The sequence below is a fragment of the Clostridium thermosuccinogenes genome, assembly GCF_002896855.1.
Lineage (GTDB): Bacteria > Bacillota > Clostridia > Acetivibrionales > DSM-5807 > Pseudoclostridium > Pseudoclostridium thermosuccinogenes.
Window position 1 is genome coordinate 4,396,100 of sequence record NZ_CP021850.1, and the last position, 23,261, is coordinate 4,419,360.

Annotated in this window: 21 protein-coding genes and 1 other RNA gene; 15 read left to right on the forward strand and 7 right to left on the reverse strand. The window is 40.8% G+C overall.

All coding sequences use genetic code 11. The features are described from left to right. Nucleotides 1-216: 216 nt before the first annotated feature. From CDO33_RS19205 to CDO33_RS19225, 5 genes are all read right to left on the reverse strand, one after another. Nucleotides 217-858, reverse strand: a complete 642-nt coding sequence (locus CDO33_RS19205; protein ID WP_103080471.1) for a magnesium and cobalt transport protein CorA — start codon at nucleotides 856-858, stop codon at nucleotides 217-219. 87 nt (nucleotides 859-945) lie between these two features. Next, nucleotides 946-1,815, reverse strand: a complete 870-nt coding sequence (gene galU / locus CDO33_RS19210; RefSeq protein WP_103080470.1) for a UTP--glucose-1-phosphate uridylyltransferase GalU — start codon at nucleotides 1,813-1,815, stop codon at nucleotides 946-948. Nucleotides 1,816-2,505: 690 nt separating this feature from the next. Beyond that, nucleotides 2,506-3,351, reverse strand: coding sequence for a carbohydrate ABC transporter permease (locus CDO33_RS19215; RefSeq protein ID WP_103080469.1), 846 nt, complete (start codon nucleotides 3,349-3,351; stop codon nucleotides 2,506-2,508). 22 nt (nucleotides 3,352-3,373) lie between these two features. Continuing rightward, the gene (locus CDO33_RS19220; protein WP_103080468.1) at nucleotides 3,374-4,297 is read right to left on the reverse strand and encodes a carbohydrate ABC transporter permease; all 924 of its coding nucleotides are present in this window, start codon (nucleotides 4,295-4,297) and stop codon (nucleotides 3,374-3,376) included. Nucleotides 4,298-4,403: 106 nt separating this feature from the next. After that, a complete protein-coding gene (locus CDO33_RS19225; protein ID WP_103080467.1) occupies nucleotides 4,404-5,708 on the reverse strand; it encodes an ABC transporter substrate-binding protein in 1,305 nt (434 codons plus the stop codon). Between the two features lie 462 nt (nucleotides 5,709-6,170). On the opposite strand from CDO33_RS19225, the gene CDO33_RS19230 reads away from it, so the two are divergent. The 10 genes from CDO33_RS19230 to CDO33_RS19275 all read left to right on the forward strand — a co-directional run bounded on the left by CDO33_RS19230 (nucleotide 6,171) and on the right by CDO33_RS19275 (nucleotide 15,848). Beyond that, complete coding sequence (locus CDO33_RS19230; RefSeq protein ID WP_103080466.1) at nucleotides 6,171-7,043, forward strand: AraC family transcriptional regulator; 873 nt, start codon at nucleotides 6,171-6,173, stop codon at nucleotides 7,041-7,043. 271 nt (nucleotides 7,044-7,314) lie between these two features. Continuing rightward, an RNA gene (gene ffs, locus CDO33_RS19235) (signal recognition particle sRNA large type) lies at nucleotides 7,315-7,579 on the forward strand. A gap of 149 nt (nucleotides 7,580-7,728) precedes the next feature. Then, nucleotides 7,729-9,435 (forward strand): DNA polymerase III subunit gamma/tau, encoded by a 1,707-nt coding sequence (dnaX, locus tag CDO33_RS19240; protein WP_103080465.1) that lies wholly within the window; start codon nucleotides 7,729-7,731, stop codon nucleotides 9,433-9,435. A gap of 209 nt (nucleotides 9,436-9,644) precedes the next feature. Beyond that, entirely contained in the window at nucleotides 9,645-9,986 is a 342-nt protein-coding gene (locus CDO33_RS19245) for a YbaB/EbfC family nucleoid-associated protein (protein WP_103080464.1), read from the forward strand. Nucleotides 9,987-10,337: 351 nt separating this feature from the next. Then, the gene (gene recR / locus CDO33_RS19250; RefSeq protein ID WP_103080463.1) at nucleotides 10,338-10,937 is read left to right on the forward strand and encodes a recombination mediator RecR; all 600 of its coding nucleotides are present in this window, start codon (nucleotides 10,338-10,340) and stop codon (nucleotides 10,935-10,937) included. A 196-nt stretch (nucleotides 10,938-11,133) separates the two neighbouring features. Beyond that, nucleotides 11,134-11,634 carry a phosphotransferase-like protein gene (locus CDO33_RS19255; protein ID WP_202849477.1) on the forward strand — a complete coding sequence of 167 codons (501 nt, stop codon included), beginning with the start codon at nucleotides 11,134-11,136 and terminating at the stop codon, nucleotides 11,632-11,634. A gap of 90 nt (nucleotides 11,635-11,724) precedes the next feature. Beyond that, complete coding sequence (locus CDO33_RS19260; RefSeq protein ID WP_103080462.1) at nucleotides 11,725-12,240, forward strand: GNAT family N-acetyltransferase; 516 nt, start codon at nucleotides 11,725-11,727, stop codon at nucleotides 12,238-12,240. Nucleotides 12,241-12,852: 612 nt separating this feature from the next. Further along, nucleotides 12,853-13,137 (forward strand): co-chaperone GroES, encoded by a 285-nt coding sequence (locus CDO33_RS19265; protein ID WP_103080461.1) that lies wholly within the window; start codon nucleotides 12,853-12,855, stop codon nucleotides 13,135-13,137. A gap of 16 nt (nucleotides 13,138-13,153) precedes the next feature. After that, nucleotides 13,154-14,776, forward strand: a complete 1,623-nt coding sequence (groL, locus tag CDO33_RS19270; protein ID WP_103080460.1) for a chaperonin GroEL — start codon at nucleotides 13,154-13,156, stop codon at nucleotides 14,774-14,776. Nucleotides 14,777-15,146: 370 nt separating this feature from the next. Continuing rightward, nucleotides 15,147-15,848, forward strand: a complete 702-nt coding sequence (locus CDO33_RS19275) for an arginase (RefSeq protein WP_103080459.1) — start codon at nucleotides 15,147-15,149, stop codon at nucleotides 15,846-15,848. A gap of 416 nt (nucleotides 15,849-16,264) precedes the next feature. Here the strand turns inward: CDO33_RS19275 and CDO33_RS19285 are convergent, their stop codons facing one another. Next, complete coding sequence (locus tag CDO33_RS19285) at nucleotides 16,265-16,453, reverse strand: ferredoxin (protein WP_103080457.1); 189 nt, start codon at nucleotides 16,451-16,453, stop codon at nucleotides 16,265-16,267. A 132-nt stretch (nucleotides 16,454-16,585) separates the two neighbouring features. Beyond that, nucleotides 16,586-17,599, reverse strand: coding sequence for a nucleoid-associated protein (locus CDO33_RS19290; protein WP_103080456.1), 1,014 nt, complete (start codon nucleotides 17,597-17,599; stop codon nucleotides 16,586-16,588). A 346-nt stretch (nucleotides 17,600-17,945) separates the two neighbouring features. Between CDO33_RS19290 and CDO33_RS19295 the strand changes: the two genes are divergently transcribed. The 5 genes from CDO33_RS19295 (at nucleotide 17,946) to CDO33_RS19315 (ending at nucleotide 23,256) form a co-directional block, all read left to right on the forward strand. Continuing rightward, entirely contained in the window at nucleotides 17,946-18,314 is a 369-nt protein-coding gene (locus tag CDO33_RS19295; RefSeq protein ID WP_103080455.1) for a DUF2089 domain-containing protein, read from the forward strand. 251 nt (nucleotides 18,315-18,565) lie between these two features. After that, nucleotides 18,566-19,759 (forward strand): DUF4097 family beta strand repeat-containing protein, encoded by a 1,194-nt coding sequence (locus CDO33_RS19300; protein WP_103080454.1) that lies wholly within the window; start codon nucleotides 18,566-18,568, stop codon nucleotides 19,757-19,759. Nucleotides 19,760-20,011: 252 nt separating this feature from the next. Further along, nucleotides 20,012-21,094 (forward strand): peptide chain release factor 1, encoded by a 1,083-nt coding sequence (gene prfA / locus CDO33_RS19305; protein ID WP_103080453.1) that lies wholly within the window; start codon nucleotides 20,012-20,014, stop codon nucleotides 21,092-21,094. A 278-nt stretch (nucleotides 21,095-21,372) separates the two neighbouring features. Next, nucleotides 21,373-22,113, forward strand: coding sequence for a ZIP family metal transporter (locus tag CDO33_RS19310; protein WP_103080452.1), 741 nt, complete (start codon nucleotides 21,373-21,375; stop codon nucleotides 22,111-22,113). Between the two features lie 90 nt (nucleotides 22,114-22,203). Continuing rightward, on the forward strand, nucleotides 22,204-23,256 hold the full coding sequence (locus CDO33_RS19315) for an L-threonylcarbamoyladenylate synthase (RefSeq protein WP_103080451.1): 1,053 nt from the start codon (nucleotides 22,204-22,206) through the stop codon (nucleotides 23,254-23,256). The last annotated feature ends 5 nt before the right edge of the window (nucleotides 23,257-23,261 follow it).

A 23,261-nucleotide genomic window follows, 5' to 3' on the forward strand; every position in this document is an offset into this window, starting at 1 on the left:
ATATTTTATACGAAATCCTTTTGAAAATAAAATCTTATACCCAGGCAAATAGAGATTTGCCGTATGTTATCCACAATAGAATACACATATCAAAAATATTTCATATAATTTCTTCATTTTCCTTGACAATCTCATGTTTTTCAAGTAATATATAATAGCAAAAGTTAAAGAGGTTAGTCCTTTTATAGGATTAACCTCTTGTTTGTTTTATGTAAACTATTCCTTCCTATTATCTGCCAATAGCTTTTTATTTTTTTCAGTGATATCCATGAGCTTTTTAAAGTCCTCCTTGCCCAGGGCTTCTTCCAGCAGCCGGCTCGCAGTTTCGAATTCCTTCATGGTTATGCCGCCTCTAGCCAGTTCCAGGAGCTTTTCCGCATCCTCTTTTTTGAGCTTGCTCAATATGGCCATGCCCGTGATTTTATCCCAGAAGTCGATATTGTCCAAAGCCATCAATTCCTCATAGGTCATATAGTATTTGCTATATGATGAATTTTCCGCATCTGCCGCGTTTGCTTGTCCACCCTGATTTGCTTCCATCCCACCGCTGTTTTGCTCAGGGTTACTTCCTTCAATGTCAGCATAGGAGCTACCGTAGCTGCTGCTTATATTGCCGCTGCCGGTTATGCCAGTGTTGCCCCCATCATCACCAGCACCCATCCTCGGTCCGCTGCTCCTGTCTTTCGGTGTAGTTGACTTTTTTGAATATGCGCTATCCATACTGCCTGTTCCGGCATCGCCTTTTCCTGAGCCAACAACGCCACCAAGGCTTTCCGGTGCCCACACTGTATTTGTACCAAGGCATACTATTATTAAAATAACCACAATCACATTTACAAACCTTATAACCCTCTTCATAAAATAATACCTGCAAACAATTCATTTACAGGTATTATTTACTAATACGCCGGTTTTATGCCGGTAATTTTAAATTTATAGTCTAAATCACAGACTGCTTACAATGTGCTTGAGATATTCCGAAAATTCGTCCTTAAGATCTTCCCTTTTCAGTGCGAACTCTATTGTCGCCCTTAAGAATCCGACCTTATTCCCCACATCGTATCGTGTTCCCTCAAATTCATATGCGTACATGGCCTCTTCACTCATAAGCCTCTTTAAAGCGTCAGTAAGCTGTATCTCGCCATTCTTGCCGGGCTTAGCCGTTTCAAGGTATTTGAATATTTCCGGGGTAATGATATATCTTCCCAGGATGGCGATATTTGAGGGTGCTTTATCCACATCCGGCTTTTCCACCATATCGTCAATCTTATACAGCCTGTCCTCTATCTTTTCGCCGCTCACTATGCCGTACTGGGACACTTCGCTGGGAGATACGCGCTGGACCCCTATGATTGTCGTCTTATAACGCTCGTGGGCCCTGATAAGCTGCTCAAGACACGGAACCTTCGAATCCACAATATCATCCCCCAGAAGAACCGCAAAAGGCTCATTGCCTATGAAGGTTTTGGCGCAATTTATGGCATCTCCCAGTCCTTTGGGCTCTTTCTGCCTTATGTAATGAATGTTCACCAGGTTGGATATATCCTTAACGAGATTTAACATATCCTGGTTGCCCTTCTTGCGCAGCTCCTCTTCCAGTTCATAGGATTTGTCAAAGTGGTCTTCAATAGCTCTCTTTCCACGGCCGGTTACAATCATTATATCTTCAATTCCGGATTCTATCGCTTCCTCAACAATATACTGTATGGTCGGTTTATCCACTATCGGAAGCATCTCTTTGGGCTGAGCCTTTGTAGCGGGTAAAAACCGTGTCCCCAAGCCTGCTGCAGGAATTATGGCTTTGCGTACTCTCACCGTATCACACCTCTTCAATCTGTTTGATAATTGTTATCATGAGCATAAAACTATTATACATTATTGTACGGCAAAATCAATTGAATGTCTATTTCCTGCCGCCAGGCACGGACACATTTTTTGTCAATAAGCTTCCGGCCGTATGTTAATATTTTATTAATAAATGTGTCACACAAACTTAATATAAATATAGGGATAATATGGTACAATAAAATTGCCACAACTGGTAATACTTTTTTATTTTGTTCCTCCTTTTAATATAGAGCTAATTATTTTAGTTCATTTAATCTTATAAAGCACTTATATTGAAATCATTTATACATTATAATCAGTGCTTTATTTTTTTGTTAAAAGTACCATATCTTATTATTCAAAATCTTGTATTAATTTTCAATAATGTCATCATACAGATTAACAAGATAAAATTTCTTTTATTAAATATTGAGGATTTCGGTTTCCTTTTCAGTATATATACTAACCTCTATGCTAGCTTTCTTTCCATTAATCAATATTGCACAGGAAACAAAAAAGGTAACAGTGCATAACATTGTTACCTTGTTAATATAAAACAACTCATGTATGAAAGGATATTTTAATAGCATTAAACTGCCTATAAGTAAATTTTAAGAGTCTGAATTTGAATCAAAATGTCAAACCAGTATAACGGATTTTAAATGCAATCCCTGTTTATTAAGCCTTCGTTCCAGTTAAAGCGATACCTTGAATAAAACGTTTCTGGAATATCAAGTAAATTACAATCATTGGCCACATGGCTAATGCTGAACCGGCCATCAGATTTGGATAATTCGTTGTATACTGTCCCTTTAAAGTTGATAATCCGGATGAAAGAGTTAACATATTTTTATCAGTGTTGACAATCAAAGGCCACATCAAGTCACTGTATGCGAAAAGCGCCGTAAATATAGTTAAAGCAGAAATTGCAGTTTGTGTTAAAGGTAATGCGATTTTATAAAATGCCTGGAATTGATTACAGCCATCTATTATCGCCGAGTCAATCAAAGAATCCGGAATTCCCATATATGTCTGCCTTAAAAAGAACACACCAAATGCACTTACAAGTCCGGGAAACACCAGAGCAAAAATTGTATTGGCAGCATTCAGGCGAATAATCATCTGATACTGAGGAATCATGTATATCTGGCTTGGTAACATCAATTGGGTTAAAACTATTGTGAAAAGAAACTTCTTTCCTGGGAAATCAATTTTGGCAAACGCATAGGCTGCCATTGACGAAGTCACAATAGCACATATCACGCGGAAAAATATTAATAAACCTGTATTAAGATACAGCTTTAAAAAGGGTAAACTATTTAATGCATTATTATAAGCTTTTATATTCTTCCAATCATCAGGAAAAAATGTCGGAGGTATTTTCATCGTTTCAGGCACTGTTTTTAAACTTGTAAAAATCATCCATATAAATGGAAAAATCATTATAACACTACCAAGAAATAATAATACATAAATAATTATTTTCCCATTGAATTGATTTGCTCTCGACGTTGTCCTTTCCATTCTTTTTACCCCCTATTTCTCACTATGCATCATAGTTAACCCACTTCTTTTGGCCGACAAACTGAATTACCGTAAATATGCTGATAATAAAGAATGTCCATAGGACTATAACTGAACCGTAGCCTTTATTTCCTATTTCAAAGGAATAACGATAGAATAATCCAAGTAATGGCCTGGCATTCTTCACAGCAGGATTTGAATCTTCAATCATCATGTATATAAGGTCGAACACTTTTAATGAGCTCATGGTTCTCATGATAACCACAAAAAACATGGTAGGAGATATTAGCGGAACAGTAATACTGAAAAACTGTTTTATACTGCCTGCACCATCTATTTTTGCTGCCTCATAATAGGTAGTGGATATTGCCTGCAGCCCTGACATAAGAAGAATCGCATCATAGCCAACAGCGCTCCATATCGCAACAATGCCACAAGACAGCATTACCGTTGATGGATTGGTAATCCAATTAGTAGTGGGTAATCCTATTGAACTCAAAACATTATTGATAATTCCAAACTCTGTATTAAACATCCATTTCCAAACCATAGCAACAGCTGCAGGAGCTACGACCATGGGAAGAAAATATATTGCACGAAATATGGTTCTCCCTCTAATTTCAGAATTAATAAAAACGGCCAATATCAATGCCAACACCACACCAACAGGAACAGTATAAACAACAAACAACAATGTATTCAGTGTGGATTGCCAAACCTCTGAATCTTGCAACATTTTTATATAATTTGATAATCCGGCAAATTCCCAGGCACCAAAAAGTGCTGATTTTGAAAAACTCATATAAATTGTTTCCAAAAACGGTACAATATTTAGTATTATTAACCCGATAATCGCCGGAGCAACCATTAGATATGCAATTACATAATCTTTTCTCTGTCCTGGTCTTCCAGCTTTTTTAACTTTAACCGATTTAACAGCAGCCATTTTAACACCTCAAAATCTCAATATTTCTAAATTCCAACTGCTCAAAATGGCAATAAGCCATTTTGAGCAGTGTCTAAACAGAATCATATTGTTCCGATGCTGGATTTTATTCTCCAGCCAAATATTCATCTACTGTAGTTTGCAGTTCTTGTAATGCTGTGTCTAAATCCTTTGTACCGTTGTATACTTCAAGCAAAGTATCACCAACAGTACTAACCCATTGAGATTTTGATTTTGAGTTATAGAACTGTTCACCGTATTCCATCATATCTTCATATACCTGAACATTAAGCTTATCCTGATAATTTTCAACCCAGTATTTGGCCGTTCCGTTGTATGCCGGAATAGCAGCTCCTGATTTACCCTGGATTATCATAGCTTTTTCTGTTCCCAGGTATTTCAGAAAATCTTTTACTACATCAAGGTTTTTATTATCTGCACCGGTGGAATAAGCCAAACCGTTGTAAATAGTTCCTCTACCATCACCTTTCACAGGGTCTGACATCTTTGGAAGAACAGCCAAATCCCAATTCAAATCAGGATAATTCTGCAGATACGGATTGACATTCCAGCTTCCCAGCAGCATCATGGCACCCTGTCCGGATCCAAACAAGCTTCCTGCATCGGTTTCAGCAAAGGTTGCTTGCTTTGGTGAGAAGCCATAATCCAACTGCAGGCTGATCCAAGTCTGAATTCCTTTCTTTGTACCGGGATCTGTAAAACCGGATTTCTTGCCGTCTTCACTTATAATATATCCACCGGCTTGCTTGACCAAATTCAAATAACCGCTTTGATCATCAAGGGGTGCGAGAAATCCCCATGCGCCGGTTTTATCCTTTATTTTTTGTGCAGCGTCTATAACTGTTTCCCATGTCCAGGTATCATCTGGATAAGAAACTCCTGCCTGATTAAATAAATCTTTATTATAAGCTAAAGCTATTGTGTCCCAATCTTTCGGAACTCCATACATTTTCCCTTCATAGGTAAAGTTTTTGATGAGACCAGATGGGAAGTTATTTGCATAATAATTGGAATCCTCATATAATTTTGTTACATCTGCCAATTTACCAGCCGTAGCATATTTCATGAATTCATTGGTATGCATCCAGAATATATCAGGAAGTGTTTTACTTGTTGCAGCAGCTTCCAGCTTGGTCCAATATTCGTCCCAGTTCACCGTCTGGACTTCAATAGATACATTCGGATGATCCTTTACATAATCTGCAACCATATCTTCCATACCTGGCTGCTGGTTAATATCCCAGATCATGAAAGTCAATGAAACTGATTTCCCACTTGATTTCCCACTTGTTGATTCACTACCCTTTTGACTGCAGCCAACAACTGAAGATAACAGAAGTATTCCCACAAGCATTAACGAAACGACTTTTACTTTCTTTAATTGTTTCATGCTAATACCTCCTTTAGATTTAGAGCGTTATTTTATATTAGCTTAAATAAAGCTCATGAAGGAAAATGGATTTTCTGGGTAAAATTGGATTTATATAAATATTCTAGCTTATATATCAACTAAATAAATAGCAAAATGTCTTTTTAATATGTTATAATGTCATATGTAATCAATAATTTTTTAAAAGAATGTTTAGCATATAAGTGTGGATAATGAAGGCTTAACACGATAGATTAGGTTAAAGGAAGGGGTGTTGGTCCGATACCCGAAACCGGTAACAGTTGCACACATTTCAAAGACAAACTATTATTCTGATTTCAATTGCATATCTGAGTTATCAATATGGCATATCGAACGTAGCAATATGCATACGACTAATCACTACTCAAAATATCCAACTAAATGAAGAACACACATCTAAGGTATGGGAGAAACCTAGCTTATTTATAGGAGGAGTTTACCATGTCTGAAAATCAATGTGTTGTATTTACAAAATATAGTGATTTTTCATCCTGTGAGGCCAAAGATTTAGTTGTATATCATTCAGGGACCGAAAGATGTGAGCCTGGCCACTTTTGGTCCGGAGTAAGGGATCACTTTCTCATACATTATGTAATGTCAGGAAAAGGTATATTTGCTTCCAACGGCACAACCTATCATTTGAGTGAAGGCCAAGGTTTTTTAATCTGTCCTGATACGCTCTCTTACTATCAGGCTGATATGGATGAACCCTGGGAATATTGTTGGGTAGGTTTTCATGGAAGATACGCAAAAAACTATCTGAATGAAATAAACTTAGATGCTTCAAATCCCATATTTACCTGTAACCCGGAAAACTCACCTGAAAAAACCATCCTTAAAATGTTAGAAGTTCAAAAAAGACCTGCGGGTAGAGATTTCATACTTACCGGCCTTTTATATCAGTTTCTTGCTGAACTGATTCGTACAGTAGATGACTTTCATTATAATAGTATAAGCCAAAACACAAAGCAAATCTATGTAAAAAAAGCCATTGACTATATTCGAAAAAATTATTCAACAAGGATAACCATTGAACAGATAGCAGATTTCATTGGAATAGACCGTAAATATATGAGCACTCTCTTTCAGGAGATCCTTCATATATCTCCTCAGGAATATCTTCTCAACTTTCGCATGGATAAAGCATGTGTACTGTTATGTCAAGACTTTTTGTCCATCCAGGATATTGCACACTCTGTAGGATATGAAGATCCCCTTCTTTTCTCAAAAATGTTTAAAAAACGGAAAGGGCTGTCCCCAACTCAGTATCGAAACAGGCTGAAGAAAAATGTGATTTTCTCTACTCCTAGCTAAATTATCTGATGCACTTATATAAAATTGGTATGAAATCAGCGAGCATGGATGCACATAACAATCATCCATTTCAATTAGCTGAATTCATTCTTAAGCTATAGAGCAAGTTGTAAATTAAACGCCGGAAGATAAAAACAGAAGACTCATGGCATTCAAATTGTAATTAATTGGAGTACAACTATATTTAAAAATTCCTTGATATATAGCGTCATATGGGTTATAATATGTTAGTGGCTCTTTCAGGAGCCATTTGAAAAAGTTAAATATTTGGCTGTGCTAGACGGGGAGGTAGCGGTGCCTTGTACCTGCAATCCGCTATAGCAGGGTGGAATTCCCATTGCAGGCTTTTCTTTTGTAAGGTCTGTTCCTCGCAAGTGGCAATGAAAACCGGGTCTTACGCAACGGAGACCTGTGAACCCCGTCAGGTCCGGAAGGAAGCAGCGGTAAGCAGTACTCTTCGTGTGCCGTAAGTTTGCCTGGTTAGAGTTAACTACGAGGGTAACGCTTATAAAAATCAGTCGAAGATGGGTGCACAGCCATTCAATATTATATAAAGATGAAAAAGACCTTATATGGTCTTTTTTGTTTATGCATTTATGTTCATAGTCACATCCTCAGGCTTTGATGGATTCCTATAAATATGTTATTATAATATCTATATGGACAGGTGGTGTCAGGAGGATTTATGTCATACATAGCTCTTTATAGAAAATGGAGACCTTTGGTTTTTGATGATGTGGTTGAGCAGGAGCATGTGGTTAAAACGCTGAGGTACAGCGTAACCACCGGACGCATTGCTCATGCTTATCTCTTCTGTGGTACCAGGGGTACCGGTAAAACCACGATGGCCAAAATATTTTCCAGGGCAATTAACTGCCTTAACCCGCAGAACGGAGACCCCTGCAATGAATGTGAAATTTGCAGGGCGGTGCTATCCGACAGCTCTCTGGATGTGGTGGAAATAGACGCGGCCTCGAACAACAGTGTGGACAATGTAAGGGAAATCCGGGATGAGGTTATATACGCACCCTCCCAGGCAAAATACAAGGTTTATATAATAGATGAGGTTCATATGCTCTCCACCGGGGCTTTCAACGCTCTTCTTAAGACTCTTGAGGAGCCTCCGGCCCATGTCGTGTTTATTCTTGCTACCACCGATCCTCAAAAGCTGCCCGCCACCATATTGTCCAGGTGCCAGAGGTTTGATTTCCGGAGAATCACCGTGGAAAGCATGATGGAAAGGCTTGACACTATTGCCCGGGAAAGTGGAGTAAACCTGCAGCGTGAAGCATCCAGGCTCATCGCAAGGCTGTCCGACGGCGCCCTCAGGGATGCCATCAGCATATTGGACCAGTGCATGTCCACGGGCAGCAAGGATATCTCCTACGATGACGTTCTCTCAATAGTAGGCATTGTAAATGACTCCTTTATCGGAGACATGTTTGATGCGGTAAGCAGCAGGGATATAAATAAAGTGCTTGGCCTCGTGGAAACGCTGGTAAACAGCGGAAAAGATATAACCCAGTTTGTATCCGATTTTATAATGTATTTCAGAAATGTGCTCATATGCAGCATATCAAAAAATCCTGCAGAGGTAATAGAAGCTCCTACCGAGGTCATCCGCAGGATGCAGGATCAGAGCAAGGCTTACACCAAGCTGGAACTGACATATATAATAAAGGAATTATCGGCTCTGGAATCAAGCCTGAAGTGGGCATCCCATCCGAGGATTATGCTGGAAGTCGCCCTGATAAAGCTGTGTGAGCTTAATATCAATGTGGACGAAAGCAATATAATGGATCGCCTGTCCCTTCTTGAAAGCAGGATAAACAGCGCGGATTTTGCCATGAGAAAGGTTGAAGTTCCGGGTGCTGATGCTGATAAAGTACCGTGGCTTGATACGGATAACCGGCAGACTAATGCAGGCAGCCGGATAGACAATGCCGATGGAGGACAGGATGTAAGTTCTGGAGGAGAGAAAAAAGCTCCTGAAAAGGCTGCAAAACCTGCCAAATCGGCTAAAAGCGCAGGAAAAGCGCTGAAAGTATGGGATGAAGTATTAAATGAACTTAAAAGCATGGGAAGGATGGTAGTTTACACCAACCTGCTCGACGCAAAGGCCGTAGAACTAGATGAAAAAAGAGTCGGCATATTGTTCAAGGAAGGAAGCGGCTTTTGTAAAATGATATTATCGAAAGCTGAAAATCAAGAAGTGATTGAGACAGTGATCCGCAAAAAGCTGGGCAGGCAGGTAAGGGTAAAATGTCTGGATGAGGATGATTTAACAGAAAATGCGGCGGTAGAAGAGAGCCCGGAGGAGGATGAATTCATCGCCAAAGCCCAGGATATTGCCGGCAGGCTGGATGTACCCATAAACATAATCGATGAATGATTTGCCTTCTAAGGGAACACCGGCCGGTTATTCAATAGTAGCTTCCCTGCAATTACGGAAGCTGGTAATGGGAACTGATATCCGCTGCCCATAAAAACTATAGGTTTCACCTTCAAGCTTCCGACCAATATATTAAAGTGTTGTATATAGCTAGAAAATTAATATATAATTATGATTATGGATAGATAAATTAGTTTAGGAGGATTTTTATGGCTAGAGGTGGTTTCCCGGGAATGGGCGGGAACATGGGAAATTTGTTGAAACAGGCTCAAAAAATGCAGAAGGATATGGCAAGACTCCAGGAAGAACTGGAGCAGAAAACTGTTGATGCAACTGTGGGCGGTGGCGCTGTTACAGTTGTTGTATCAGGCAAGAAGGAATTAAAGGAGATTACCATAAAACCAGAAGTAGTTGATCCCGATGATGTGGAAATGCTTCAGGATCTTATCCTTGCTGCCGTAAATGAGGCGATGAGAAAGGCCGAGGAAATGGTAAACAGTGAAATGGCCAAAATAACAGGGGGACTGGGCGGTATCCCAGGACTTTTCTAAATCATACAAGCAGTAGTTAAAGTTTGAGTGAAGTAGAAAGCCGATTGCTTCAAGGATAAATTACAAGTACCGAAAAACCGAAAAGATGAATCCTAAAGGAAAAACTTATGTAAATCAGACTAAAGTTTATTTTCTTCTGGATTTTATGCTTTCAGGTCGGTGAAATTTACCTTCCGGCAATTGCTTTCTCGCATTACTTATTAGTTGTTATTTATTTATGATGTTAAGTATAATAATATAAGATGACGTTTCCGGAATGAGGACACTCTTTATGGCAAGCAGTGCATGTGTCCTTTTTCTGTTTGTATTTTTCGATATAAATTTTATTATCGTGGTCAGAAGGAGATTACTATGAGTTTTTATGCAGCCCCTGTCGCAAAACTTATTGAAGAGTTTGAAAAGCTTCCGGGTATTGGACACAAAACAGCCCAGAGGTTAGCCTTTCATGTTCTGAATTTGCCTTATGAAAAGGCAGAGAGCCTGGCAAATGCGATAAGAGAGGCCAAGGCAAAAACCAGATATTGCTCCGTCTGCAGCAATCTCACCGAAACAGATCCCTGCAGCATCTGCAGCAGTTCATCAAGGGATTCCTCCGTTATATGCGTCGTCGAAGACCCAAGGGATGTCGTGGCAATGGAGAGAACCCGGGAATTCAAAGGACTCTATCATGTTTTGCACGGAGCCATTTCCCCTATGGAGGGAATAGGCCCGGAGGACATAAAGATAAAAGAATTGCTGGCAAGGCTTAAGGACGGCAGCGTCAAAGAGATTATACTGGCTACAAACCCCAACATCGAGGGTGAAGCTACCGCCATGTATATCTCTAAATTGCTAAAGCCCTTGGGCATCAAAGCCACAAGGATAGCCCACGGCATACCGGTGGGAGGAGATCTGGAATATGCGGACGAAGTGACCCTGGCCAAAGCCCTGGAAGGCCGTAGAGAGATATGATACAGGGATAAGGTTGTCTATATTAAGTAAGTTTCTTTCATTTTACAAATTATAATAGGGCGTAATTATAGTTGTTGCAGTAAACATGGTTTTACAGGGATAAGAAAATCCTTTGTAGGCCATGTTTTTTATTAGGTATTTCAGGAGGTAAAGATTATGGCCCTTAGAAATGGAATTTATATTATAAACCGGAATAATGGCTTCAGGAAAGTCTACAATTGCACAAATGCTGGCAGAGCAGTTTGATAAAGGCGTTCATGTTCACGGGGATATATTTCGAAGGATGATTGTCAAAGGAAAGATTGATATGACGCCCGATTGCTCCCAAGATGCTTTGGACCAATTGATGCTTCGCTACAGTATTACAGCAAAAGCAGCAGACATGTATTACAAGGCTGGGTTTTCCGTAGTTGTTCAGGATGTTTATTTGGGAGAATACGTGCAGCCTTTTCTTAAAAAATTTGAATCGAAGCCTATCTATTTTATTACGTTAAATCCAAGCGTTGAAGCAGTGATAGAAAGAGAGAAAAAGCGCAACAAAACAGGTTATACCACATGGGATGTTGAATCTCTCCATGATGTATTGGTTAATGAAAATCCAAGAATAGGATTCTGGATAGATTCAACACACATGACTGCTGAAGAAACTCTGTCTGAGATTATTAAACGTGCTGAATCCGAAACGCGAATCCTATAAGGCTTTGCGCTAATTTATCATTTTACGTTTATATTGTGCAAAGCAAAGGAATATGGTATGATATGTAAAATTTAAGAAAGGGGCGAATGAATGTATAAGGTCCGCCGCGCTGACGTCAATGATGCAAAAGCATTGGGAGAAATCCATGCAAGTTCGTGGAAAATAGCATATAAAGGCATAGTGCCTGATTCAATATTAGATAACATAAGTGCTTATAAAAGGCAGAAGTACTTTGAAAAGGCATTATCCGAAGGCTGGGAAGAAGATTTTCTCATTTTTGCCGACGACAAAGCAGTTGGTTTAATGTGCATCGGAAGATGCAGAGATGAAGATAAGGATGATACTTACGGCGAAATATGGGGACTTTATCTGTTGCCGGAGTATTGGAATAAAGGAATAGGCTCATATTTTATAAACTGGGGACTAAATGAATTGAAAAACAGAGGCTATAAAAAGGTTACCTTATGGGTTCTTGAAGAGAATCTCAATGCAAGAAAATTCTATGAAAAAATGGGTTTTAAGCATGACGGTACAGTAAAAGAACTTACCCTAGGAAAGAAATTAACGGAGTTTCGCTATCTAATAGAGCTATGTAATAGAAATTGAATAAATTATATATAATATGTATTAATCAAGGTTATACATATTTTAAATTGAAAGAATTCTCAAATTGTCAAAACTGTTTTTCAAAGTGTAATTCTTTTCCATATAGGTCCATAGCCAATCCTATTTTTACTTCTCATGCCCATTAAATGCGAGCTAAAGCGAGAAATTATACATGTTCTTTAGGTAAATCGTGGTATTTTATTTTTTTGTCAAATTATAAGCCAATATTGCATGATACGGCCATCAATTCACATTGACTTTAGGTATAATAGGGCTAAAATGATAATTGTTAGCACTCATACCAAGTGAGTGCTAAGCAATGCAAGCAACAACACATACCTGCATATAAACCATTTAAAAGAAAGGAGCATTTTTATGTAAAGCCTTTCTTCCCTATAATATTCTTAATCTTTCAAGTCTATACCAAAAGCTTATTCATAAGCTGTTTTAATAAAATAGCTTAAGTTAGTCTGTTGTGCCAATAAATTGGGAACGGCATCGTTGAGAAAGGAGCCGCAGTTTTTATTTTTATTGCGCTCGAAGGCTTTTAACCAAATTATATGACGCAACAGGCTTGATTGTTAACACTAATAACAAAGGAGCTGAGCAATTATGAAAGTCAAACCACTAGGTGCAAGGGTTCTGCTTAAAGAAGTGGAAACCGAAGAAACTACAAAAAGCGGTATTGTTTTGCCATCAAACGCAAAGGAAAAACCCTATTTGGCAGAAGTAATTGAAGTTGGCCCTGGGGAAATAAAGGACGGGAAAGAAATCAAAATGCAGGTAAAAAAAGGCGACAAGGTTCTTTACAGTAAATACGCCGGGACCGAAGTCAAGCTCGATGATCAAAAATACCTGATAGTAAGACAGGACGATATTTTAGCTGTTATAGAATAGAGGGAGGTAGATAGAAATGGCAGCAAAAATAATCTCGTTTGACATCAATGCAAGAAAATCCATCGAAACCGGCGTTAATAAACTGGCAGACACAGTAAAAGTCACCCTGGGTCCAAAGGGTAGAAATGTAGTATTGGCAAAAAAGTACGGATCCCCAACCATTACCAACGATGGTGTCACCATCGCCAAGGAAATCGAGCTGGAGGATCCTTACGAAAACATGGGTGCCCAGCTGGTTAAGGAAGTTGCCAGCAAAACCAATGATGCCGCCGGAGACGGTACAACCACGGCAACTCTTCTCGCCCAGGCAATTGTCAGGGAAGGAATGAAGAATCTGGCCGCAGGGGCCAATCCCATGATCCTCAAAAAAGGTATAGAAAAGGCTACCAACAAAGCCGTTGAATGTATAAAAGCAGACAGTCAGAAAATCAAAGGTAAGGATGATATGGCCTTTGTAGCCACCATATCTTCCGGAGATGCATCAATAGGTGCTCTCATCGCCGACGCAATGGAGAAAGTGACCGCTGATGGCGTCATAACCATCGAAGAGTCCAAAACCTCCGATACATTTACTGAAATCGTCGAAGGTATGTCCTTTGACAGAGGTTACATATCCCACTATATGGTCACGGACAGCGAAAAAATGGAAGCAGTCCTGGAGGATCCCTATATCCTCATAACCGACAGAAAAATCAGCAACATACAGGATTTGCTGCCCGCCCTCGAACTGGTAGTAAGGGACGGCGGAAAGCTGCTTGTGATTGCGGAGGATGTAGAAGGAGAAGCTTTGGCCACCCTGGTGGTAAATAAGCTGAAAGGCACTCTCAACTGTGTGGCTGTTAAAGCTCCGGGATATGGCGACAGGCGCAAGGAAATGCTGCGGGATATCGCAATATTGACCGGCGGGCAGGTTGTATCTGAAGAAGTGGGCATGGATCTCAAGGATATGAAGATGGAATGGTTTGGAAAAGCCAAGTCGGTAAAAGTGCAGAAGGAAAACACCATCATAGTGAATGGTGCAGGAGATCAGAAGGCAATAAAGGATAGAATCGAGTCCATCAAAAAACAGATAGAAGTTACCACTTCCAGCTATGACAAGGAAAAGCTGAACGAAAGACTGGCAAAGCTATCCGGAGGAGTAGCTGTCATCCGTGTAGGAGCTGCCACCGAAACCGAAATGAAGGAAAAGAAATACAGGGTTGAAGATGCCCTCAACGCTACCAAAGCAGCCGTTGAAGAAGGAATTGTTCCCGGCGGAGGTACCGCTTATATCAATGCTATCCCTGAGGTAGCGAAGCTGGTGGATTCCCTCCATGGCGATGAAAAAACAGGGGCTGCGATTATTCTAAGGGCACTGGAAGAACCGCTCCGTCAAATAGCTGCCAATGCAGGCGTTGACGGTTCCGTGGTGGTAGAAAATGTAAAGAAAAGCGAAAAAGGAATCGGCTTTGATGCTGTTAAGGAAGAATATGTGAATATGTTTACAGCGGGAATCATCGACCCTGCGAAGGTCACCCGGTCTGCTCTCCAAAATGCAGCATCCATAGCATCCATGGTTCTGACTACAGAGAGCGCTGTTGCTGATAAACCGGAGAAAAAGAAATCTTCACCGGTACCGGCAGGCGACATGGACTATTAAACCCAGGTAAAAGGGTTAAGGACAGAAGTCAGTTCTCTTCCTGACCGTTCATCCTTATAATCCCCTTTTGCCTTTCTATATAGGGTTAAGGGAGCCTTGGGAAACCATGTTCTGAAAGGCTGACAAAGGCTCCCTTTGCCCGATGAGTTTCACAGGCAAATTGACACGGCATCATGGAAAGCTTATTGTTACAGCTCTATATAGTTTAGGAATGAGTTCGGTTAATAATGAATGTATTGATTCATCCATTTCAATCAGCTGAATTCAAACCGATTTTATATAGGTGCTATATCAGAGCGATGTCAGTATGGTTTACCAACTTGCCTTTACTTCATGCAACCGGCCATTTCATGGATATGGGGATGATGTAATGGGAAAATGCTTGTTGTCTATTGACTGGGATTATTTTATCCAAATGCAAAAAGAAAACTGGGGTTCATATATAGAAAATAAAAAAAACCTGATGGATTTATGGTATAAGCGATTCCTGCAGGCGAAAGCACAAGGCAGGAACATTCAGAATTCTTACCGGCTTTCCTCAGGAGTGGACATCTTCTGGGAAAAAATCAGGCGGTTCTTCCGATTTGACAAGGATGTAAAGGCTTATGTTTCCGACTCCCATTCCCTGTCCTATGACATAGCCGCAAATCACGGCTTGAGGACAGTATACCTGTTTGACTCCCATTCCGACCTGGGTTATGGGGGTACCTCCTCCCTTAATTTCGAGATAAACTGTGCCAACTGGCTCGGCAAGCTTTTTAAAGATAATCGGATAGATGAAGCTAATATAATATACAGCCCTTTTACAGCTGAAAAGCCGGAATATTTCAAGGCTATGAACAGCATTTACAGGATTCGGTATCTGTCTCCCGATGATCTGGCTGCAGGCATTGATGTTGGGGCAGTTCATATATGCCGTTCCGGAGCATGGACTCCTCCTTGGCTGGACAAAAGGTTTGAGCATTTCATTAAGTCCTCAGGGCTTCCATTTAATATTACCGACTGTCCGGCGAGAAAGTGGGATACGAAGAATATAAGCCTTTCTGATCAAATCAATTATCTGATGGCATGATATGACATACCGGACCTGCAGAGGCTTTTTACCTTGGTGGCGTAAGTCACCGTATCGGCATGGCGTGCTGAAATATATGCAAAGGATTCAAAATACATGGCAATCAATGAATCCGTTATTATAGCTGAATTTACTCCTGAACTGTATAAATGAGAATACAAGCAATAACTGTTTTTTTGCAAATGAAATTTCCCCACTTTTGCAAATAGCTGCCGGATAACTTGCCAGCAGTTTAAAGCATTATAATTGATTTTCAATCATATAGAGATTCGCTAACGCTCATCCTACAGGCTTTGTCCTTGACTTGATTGTTCAAATACAATTACCAGAGCCTCACCTTGCTGGGCAAAAACGCCGGAAATGCTTTATTGCAATTATGGGGAATTTTATTTGCAATTTATTTTGATACCGAGGTTTTACTCCACTGTTATTACGGAAACGGGGCAGCCTGCTTCAGCTTCCTTTGCTGCTTCTTCCGCACCCTTCGGAACTTCGTCGACATAAACTTCAGCAAATCCGTCTTCTGCCATCCTGAAAACCTCCGGGCAGGTAGCCGGACACAAGCCGCAAGCAATGCAGCCTTCCCTGTCTATAGACGCCTTCATAATATCACCTCTCTCTTCCGCCAGTGAATCTATATGCACCTTGCGCATTACATCAAAGAATAACTGGATGTATTTTCATAAGCAATTATATGGCTAATTAGAATAAAATTCTGTGACTCGCGTCACAGAAAATCACTTATTAATTATTTTGCCTACATTTTTTATAATTATTGATATCGTTCCGTCGGAATTATTGACAAATTCAATCTTTTCCTTGTTGTTATACAAGCTCGGCGGAAAATTTATTTCTATTCCCGTATCAGTCTTTATTCTATGGGTTCTGAACTTCTTTTCCGCCAGCTTTTCCGGTATGGGAATGCTCTTCTCCGTCAAGCCTGCTTTATGTATTTCTTCCATATACTCGTTACGGATTTCAACATTTTTATCAAAAACTTCTTCCACCAGATTATCCAACTGAATAGCCTTTGTTTCCTCAAAGCTGTCCGATATGGCTTTCTTCAGCTTGGCTGCGGTTTCAAAATCTTCATCATAATACTTTTTGCTGATTTTCTGCGCCACCTTGTTGATAATTTTTACCTTTTCATTGTCCGAAAGCTGGGTCGTACAGTTCAAAAACATGCCTGAAAAATAATATTCCCTTTCCCCGTTTATTTCATAAGCCTTCTCAATGAGCTTCATCTCAAGACTTTCAAGGTTAATTAGGACACATTCGTCAGCTTTTTGGGACTCCGAAGGCAGCAAGGTTCTATACCGGATTATCGTGTTGATATTGCCCTCTTCTCCCTGTTCGACATAATGGGTATATCCTGTTTTGTAGTTAAGCTTTAAAATGCCCAGGTGTGGCTGGCTTTCATAATAAAAAAGGCAGCAGATCAGGTCTGCTGGAGGAATATCCACATTCTTTTGCATAATGCTGAACAACCCTTCTGCAATTCCAATACTGCCTTGGAGGAAAAAATCCGGATTAAGCTTGATTTCACAGCATATATCCCTTATAAAATTTGGAGCATCACTAAATCGCGCCATCTTTGCGTTATTATCGGACATAATCCTCTCGATATGCTTTCCGATAAAATTACTCTGGTCTTCATCGATATCGAGCTCCTTGTCGGAAAGGACTGGCATGGTGACATTGTTGTCCAGTATATGAAGCACCGCTCTTTTTATAATTATCTCTTCCGCCATTTATATCAATACCTCACAATCATAATTTTCTTTTATTATACATAATAATTTATCCATCGGATCATCGCAAGGCTTTAACATATTCAGCCGTTTACAGCCTTATGCTTTGCCCACATGTTCATTTCACCGGCTGCCATTTTGTCAGCGGCCTTATCTTCCAACTGCAACCTTGTCCTGCTCTCAACATCAGTATAATATTTTTAATTTCAAAATTAAAAATGTTGAGACTTTAATTAATTTTTTTAATATTATTATTGACAATGTATAAAACCTATATTATTATTAATGCTATAAGAGGGTTAATTAAATTTCCAGTAAGCAATAAATAATTGAAGAGGTGAATCATATGGCAGGTGAAGTTCTTGGAAAGTGCCCTGTATGCGGCAATGATACCGAAGTTACCAGAATCAGCTGCAATTCATGCGGCACAGCTATAGAAGGTCATTTTCATCTTTGCAAATTTTGCAAATTAACAGCAGAACAGAAGACTTTTATAGATGTATTTATAAAATGCAGAGGAAATATTAAAGAAGTGGAAAAAGAACTGGGCATATCCTATCCCACCGTAAAAAACAGGCTTGAAGATGTTGCCGCAGCTCTTGGTTATAAGCAGGATATAGAGCCCGAACCATCCCGCAACAGAAAGGAAATCCTGGATAAGCTAAATAGCGGTGAAATCAGCGTCGATGAAGCCATCGACCTGTTAAAGGAATAATCACATACAGCGATTAAAAAGCACAAGGATTATATCACCCCATCATCAACCCGATGGCAGTATAAAATGTCTTTATGAAAATAGTACAAAGCAGTATGCCAAAATGCCATCGTCACCAGCTAGAGAAGAATACACCTTGAGATGCGGAAATAAGGGTTTTCTATGAAAAAAGGCAAGCCGCCAAAAGTTTAGTTGCCGGCTGCCGGATCAGTTATTGTTTGTCAAGTAAATAATGGGAGGGTGTGAAAAACATGTCACTTAGTGAAGAAAGAATTCTCATACTGAAGATGTTGGAAGAGGGAAAAATTACGAGTGAGGAAGCAGCAAGGCTGCTCGAAGCGCTGGAAGGCGGCGAAAAGCAAACCTCCTCAGGAACTGCCGGAAAACAGCAGAAACAGCCTAATTTTCAGGAGGAAGTTGCAAAAGTAAGGGATCGTTTAAACGAATGGAAGAAAGAATTTCAAACCAACTATAATCAGAAAGACTTTGACCGCATTGTAGAAGAGTTCAGCAGCAAAGCTGAGAAAATCGGTAAGAGTGTGGCAGCCACTACTTTCGGTCTGGTGGATAAAATGATTGATTTTGTTGGAAGCTTTGTAGATACCAGCACTTTTAACTTTTTCGGAAACTGTCCCACCATTGAAAAAAACTTTGAAGCTGCTGCTATTGAAGGAATGGACCTGGATGTCGAGGCTGTAAACGGCCCTATCGTGGTAAAAAAGCATCTGGACAGCAAAATAGTTATAAAATCGCGAATTAAAAGTCATTCAAACAATGCCGATGATGTTCTTGTATTTAATGACAGCGGAAATGCCGTATCCCTTAAACTGAACAATGCCGTCAACACAAGTGTATCCCATGAAATATTCCTTCCGGCAATCAGGTTTAAGAAAATATCCTTAAAAACCACCAACGGAAGAATCTATGCCGAGGATTCGCTGTCAGAGGTTTTTGAAGCTGCTACACAGAACAGCCACATAGAGCTGATGGGAGTAAATAGTGATGCGATAACCGCTCACACAAGAAATGCAAAAATCCAGGTCAGCTATATAATAGGCAAAAACATAGAAGTCAAAACCACCAATGCTTCTATAGATGTAAAACATATTAAAGCCGAGAATGTCAAGGTAGAAACTACCAATGGGCGCATATTTGTGGAAAATGCTCAGAACCATGAAAATGCGCCGGAAATGAATATCAGCCTCAAGGCGACCAATGGCGGTATCAAGGTCAATATGAACGATATGGACAAGAAAGGCTATAAAGTAAGAGCCAAGACCACCAACGGCACAGTTAACCTCCTCATTCCTGAGATGCTTTATCATAACAGGCAAGGTGCCGGCGGAAGCTTTGTAGAAGCAGAATCCAACGGTTATAACGACTTCAGCGAAAAAGTGAACATAAATGCTGAAACTACCAATAGCTTTATTGAGATTGTCAAGTAACTCTCTTTATAAAAAATGCCCCCGGGATATTCCGATAGCGAAGCAAGCTTTTTAAGCGAAAGGAATATCCCTTTATTTTATCTTTTTTATCTTCAGAAAAGATGCTTTAAAAAGGCACGGTAGGTAGTACTTCGCAAAGCCCGGCAGCCATCCTTCAGGACGCTTCAGGGCTTGTTATTTATATGGATTAAAATAATTATATGTGCTATAATATATCACCGAAAAGCTAATATTTTCTTTATGAGGTGTAGAATGTTTGACAGGCTGGAAGTAATAGAAAACAGATATGAGGAGATAAGCTTAAAGTTAAGCGATCCTTCCGTTATCGCCAATCAGGATGAATATAAGAAGCTGATGAAAGAATATTCGGACTTGGAAGAAATCGTGGAGAAATACCGTGAGTATAAGAAGGTTATAAAGGATATCGACGACACCAAGAAGCTTCGCGAGGAAAAGCTGGATAAAGAGATGCATGAAATGGTGGAGGCGGAGCTGGCGGAATCGGAGGAAAAGCGGAAACAGATAGAAAAGGAACTGAAAATTCTTCTCCTTCCGAAAGATCCCAATGACGACAAAAGTGTCATAGTGGAAATCCGTGCCGGGGCAGGAGGAGAAGAAGCAGCGCTGTTTGCCGGCGTGCTTTTCAGAGCATATACAAAGTATGCCGAGAGCAAACGCTGGAAAGTAGAAATGTTAGATTCCAATCCCACCGAATTGGGTGGTTTCAAGGAAGTCATATTCACAATTGAAGCAAAAGGCGCATACAGCCGTCTGAAGTTTGAGAGTGGTGTTCACAGAGTACAGAGGGTTCCCACTACGGAAGCAAGCGGCAGAATACATACTTCCACTGTCACTGTGGCCGTCCTGCCTGAAGTGGATGAAGTGGATGTCGAAATAAATCCCTCCGATCTCCAGATAGATACTTTCAGAGCCAGCGGAGCAGGAGGCCAGCACATTAACAAAACTGAATCCGCTATAAGGATAACCCATATCCCTACAGGGCTGGTGGTCACATGCCAGGACGAAAGGTCCCAGCACAAAAACAGAGAAAAGGCAATGAGGGTGCTCCGTTCAAAGCTGTATAACATGGCCCAGGAGCAGCAGAATTCCGAACTCGCCCAGGCCAGAAAGAGCCAAGTCGGTACGGGAGACCGGAGCGAAAGGATCAGGACGTACAACTATCCGCAGGGAAGGGTTACAGATCACAGAATAGGCTTAACCCTCTATAAAATTGATGAAATCCTGGACGGTGATTTTGACGAAATCATAGATGCTTTGATAACCACCGAACAGACAGGAAAACTGGGGAACGGCGACGACGAAGACTGGAATTGACCAATTTGCCGACCCGGCTCGCAAGGGTGCACTGGATAAGTGATACAAAGCTTAAATAAGGCAATATAAGACAATTATATAGTTTGGACTAATGTCTGCCAATAATATTGCTGTCGGTCCTTTACGCCGTAGATTTGGATCATCCGGTATTAACCCTGAGCAACAGGGCATGCCGGATTCCCTTTAAAGGGAAAGAAATTACATATAAAGATTAATATAACATCCCTCCAAAGAATAAAATTATACTCGGTCGGATTTCTTCTTTGAGGGGGATACTCATGAAAAATTTAATTAGTGTTAGCTTTATCGGCCTGGTGTCCGGTATAATCGGAACAGGAATCGGCGGGCTCATGGCTTTCTTCGTTAAGAATATCAGCAACCGCATACTCAGCCTAATACTGGAATTTTCAGCAGGCCTGATGACATCGGTGGTTTGCTTCAAACTGATTCCTGAAGCCTTTGAACTGGGAGAGCCCTTCACCACTATCTGCAGTGTGCTGACAGGGGTTTTGGTTATAATATTACTGGAAGATGTGATATTAAATGCCGAATTTTTAAAGAAGGGCAGACGCAACACCGGCCTTTTGAAAGCCGGTATTCTTACTGCCATCGGCATAGCCCTCCATAACCTTCCTGAAGGTTTCGCCGTCGGATCAGGTTTTGAGGCATCCTTGAGCCTTGGCGTAACGCTTACATTGGTGATACTCATCCATGATATACCGGAAGGCATTGCCATGGCCGTACCTCTTAGAGCAGGCGGATTCTCCAGGATGAGGGCCTTCATGCTTACGATTTTATCAGGAATCCCTATGGGATTGGGAGCCTTTATCGGCGCTGCCTTGGGTGGAATCTCAAAGCAGTTTATTTCATTATGTCTGGGCTTTGCCGGAGGTGCGATGCTCTATATTGTCTGCGGCGAACTCGTGCCCGAATCCAAAAAGCTCTACAGAGGACGACTACCATCCATCGGCAATGTTCTGGGCATAATATGTGGTATAATAGTTTCAATATATAATTAGTGCTGTTGCAAAATCCGGCAAAACGGCATCATTCGAAAGCCTGACTGTCGGAAGCCGGCACAACGCCCTGATTTAAAGGAGTAATTCATTTTGAAGACGGAAGTTATTACAATTGACAAAGATAACATAGATATGGACAAGCTTAAATATGCGGCAGATGTAATAAAGCAAGGAGGACTGGTGGCTTTTCCCACCGAAACGGTATACGGTCTCGGTGCCAATGCGTTGAATGAAGCTGCAGCCCATAATATATACGAAGCCAAAGGCCGCCCTTCCGACAACCCGCTGATTGTACATATTTCAGCACCGGATGAGCTGAGACGGCTTGTAAAAAGTATCCCCGCAAAGGTTGTCCCTCTGATGGACAGGTTTTGGCCGGGACCTCTTACCATCATAATGGAAAAGTCCGATATAATACCTAAAACAACCACAGGAGGTCTGGATACTGTTGCCATAAGGATGCCTTCCCATCCGGTAGCCATGGCATTGATACGGGAATCCGGTCTTCCGATAGCAGCGCCCAGTGCGAACCTTTCAGGAAAACCAAGTCCTACAATGGCGCAGCATGTAATTCATGATTTGTACGGCAGAGTGGATGTGATAATAGACGCGGGAAATGTCAACATAGGCCTGGAATCAACCATTGTCGACATGACTGTAAATCCTCCCATGCTTCTCCGTCCAGGCGGCATCACCCTTCACCAACTGGAGGAAGTATTGGGCGATATGGCAATTGATCCGGCCCTGTCAGGCCCTAACATATCAGACAAGCCCCCTAAAGCCCCAGGTATGAAGTACAAGCATTATTCTCCGGAAGCAGATGTCATCATCATTGAAGGCAGCCTTGACAGGGTGGTGGAGAATATAAACCGCCTTGCCCGGGAATACAGCCAAAAGGGTAAAAAGGTCGGTATCATGGCGACAGAACAAACAAAGCAAAAATACAGTGGTTTTACAGTGATTTCAATGGGTGACAGAAATATACCTGAAACCATAGCTTCCAACCTTTTTACAGACCTGCGGAAATTTGATGAGGAAGGGGTCGAAATAGTGCTGGCGGAAGCCGTAGATGCTGAAGATATCGGCCTCGCAATTATGAACAGGATGAACAAAGCTGCCGGGTATAATATAATAAAAGTATGACCATC

Excerpts from the sequence above, each read along its gene's own strand:
- CDO33_RS19205 (WP_103080471.1), bottom strand. The coding sequence starts at position 858 with ATGAAGAGGGTTATAAGGTTTGTAAATGTGATTGTGGTTATTTTAATA.
- CDO33_RS19215 (WP_103080469.1), bottom strand. The coding sequence starts at position 3,351 with ATGGAAAGGACAACGTCGAGAGCAAATCAATTCAATGGGAAAATAATT.
- CDO33_RS19220 (WP_103080468.1), bottom strand. The coding sequence starts at position 4,297 with ATGGCTGCTGTTAAATCGGTTAAAGTTAAAAAAGCTGGAAGACCAGGA.
- CDO33_RS19225 (WP_103080467.1), bottom strand. The coding sequence starts at position 5,708 with ATGAAACAATTAAAGAAAGTAAAAGTCGTTTCGTTAATGCTTGTGGGA.
- CDO33_RS19230 (WP_103080466.1), top strand. The coding sequence starts at position 6,171 with ATGTCTGAAAATCAATGTGTTGTATTTACAAAATATAGTGATTTTTCA.
- dnaX (WP_103080465.1), top strand. The coding sequence starts at position 7,729 with ATGTCATACATAGCTCTTTATAGAAAATGGAGACCTTTGGTTTTTGAT.
- CDO33_RS19245 (WP_103080464.1), top strand. The coding sequence starts at position 9,645 with ATGGCTAGAGGTGGTTTCCCGGGAATGGGCGGGAACATGGGAAATTTG.
- recR (WP_103080463.1), top strand. The coding sequence starts at position 10,338 with ATGAGTTTTTATGCAGCCCCTGTCGCAAAACTTATTGAAGAGTTTGAA.
- CDO33_RS19255 (WP_202849477.1), top strand. The coding sequence starts at position 11,134 with ATGGCTTCAGGAAAGTCTACAATTGCACAAATGCTGGCAGAGCAGTTT.
- CDO33_RS19260 (WP_103080462.1), top strand. The coding sequence starts at position 11,725 with ATGTATAAGGTCCGCCGCGCTGACGTCAATGATGCAAAAGCATTGGGA.
- CDO33_RS19265 (WP_103080461.1), top strand. The coding sequence starts at position 12,853 with ATGAAAGTCAAACCACTAGGTGCAAGGGTTCTGCTTAAAGAAGTGGAA.
- groL (WP_103080460.1), top strand. The coding sequence starts at position 13,154 with ATGGCAGCAAAAATAATCTCGTTTGACATCAATGCAAGAAAATCCATC.
- CDO33_RS19275 (WP_103080459.1), top strand. The coding sequence starts at position 15,147 with ATGGGAAAATGCTTGTTGTCTATTGACTGGGATTATTTTATCCAAATG.
- CDO33_RS19285 (WP_103080457.1), bottom strand. The coding sequence starts at position 16,453 with ATGAAGGCGTCTATAGACAGGGAAGGCTGCATTGCTTGCGGCTTGTGT.
- CDO33_RS19290 (WP_103080456.1), bottom strand. The coding sequence starts at position 17,599 with ATGGCGGAAGAGATAATTATAAAAAGAGCGGTGCTTCATATACTGGAC.
- CDO33_RS19295 (WP_103080455.1), top strand. The coding sequence starts at position 17,946 with ATGGCAGGTGAAGTTCTTGGAAAGTGCCCTGTATGCGGCAATGATACC.
- CDO33_RS19300 (WP_103080454.1), top strand. The coding sequence starts at position 18,566 with ATGTCACTTAGTGAAGAAAGAATTCTCATACTGAAGATGTTGGAAGAG.
- prfA (WP_103080453.1), top strand. The coding sequence starts at position 20,012 with ATGTTTGACAGGCTGGAAGTAATAGAAAACAGATATGAGGAGATAAGC.
- CDO33_RS19310 (WP_103080452.1), top strand. The coding sequence starts at position 21,373 with ATGAAAAATTTAATTAGTGTTAGCTTTATCGGCCTGGTGTCCGGTATA.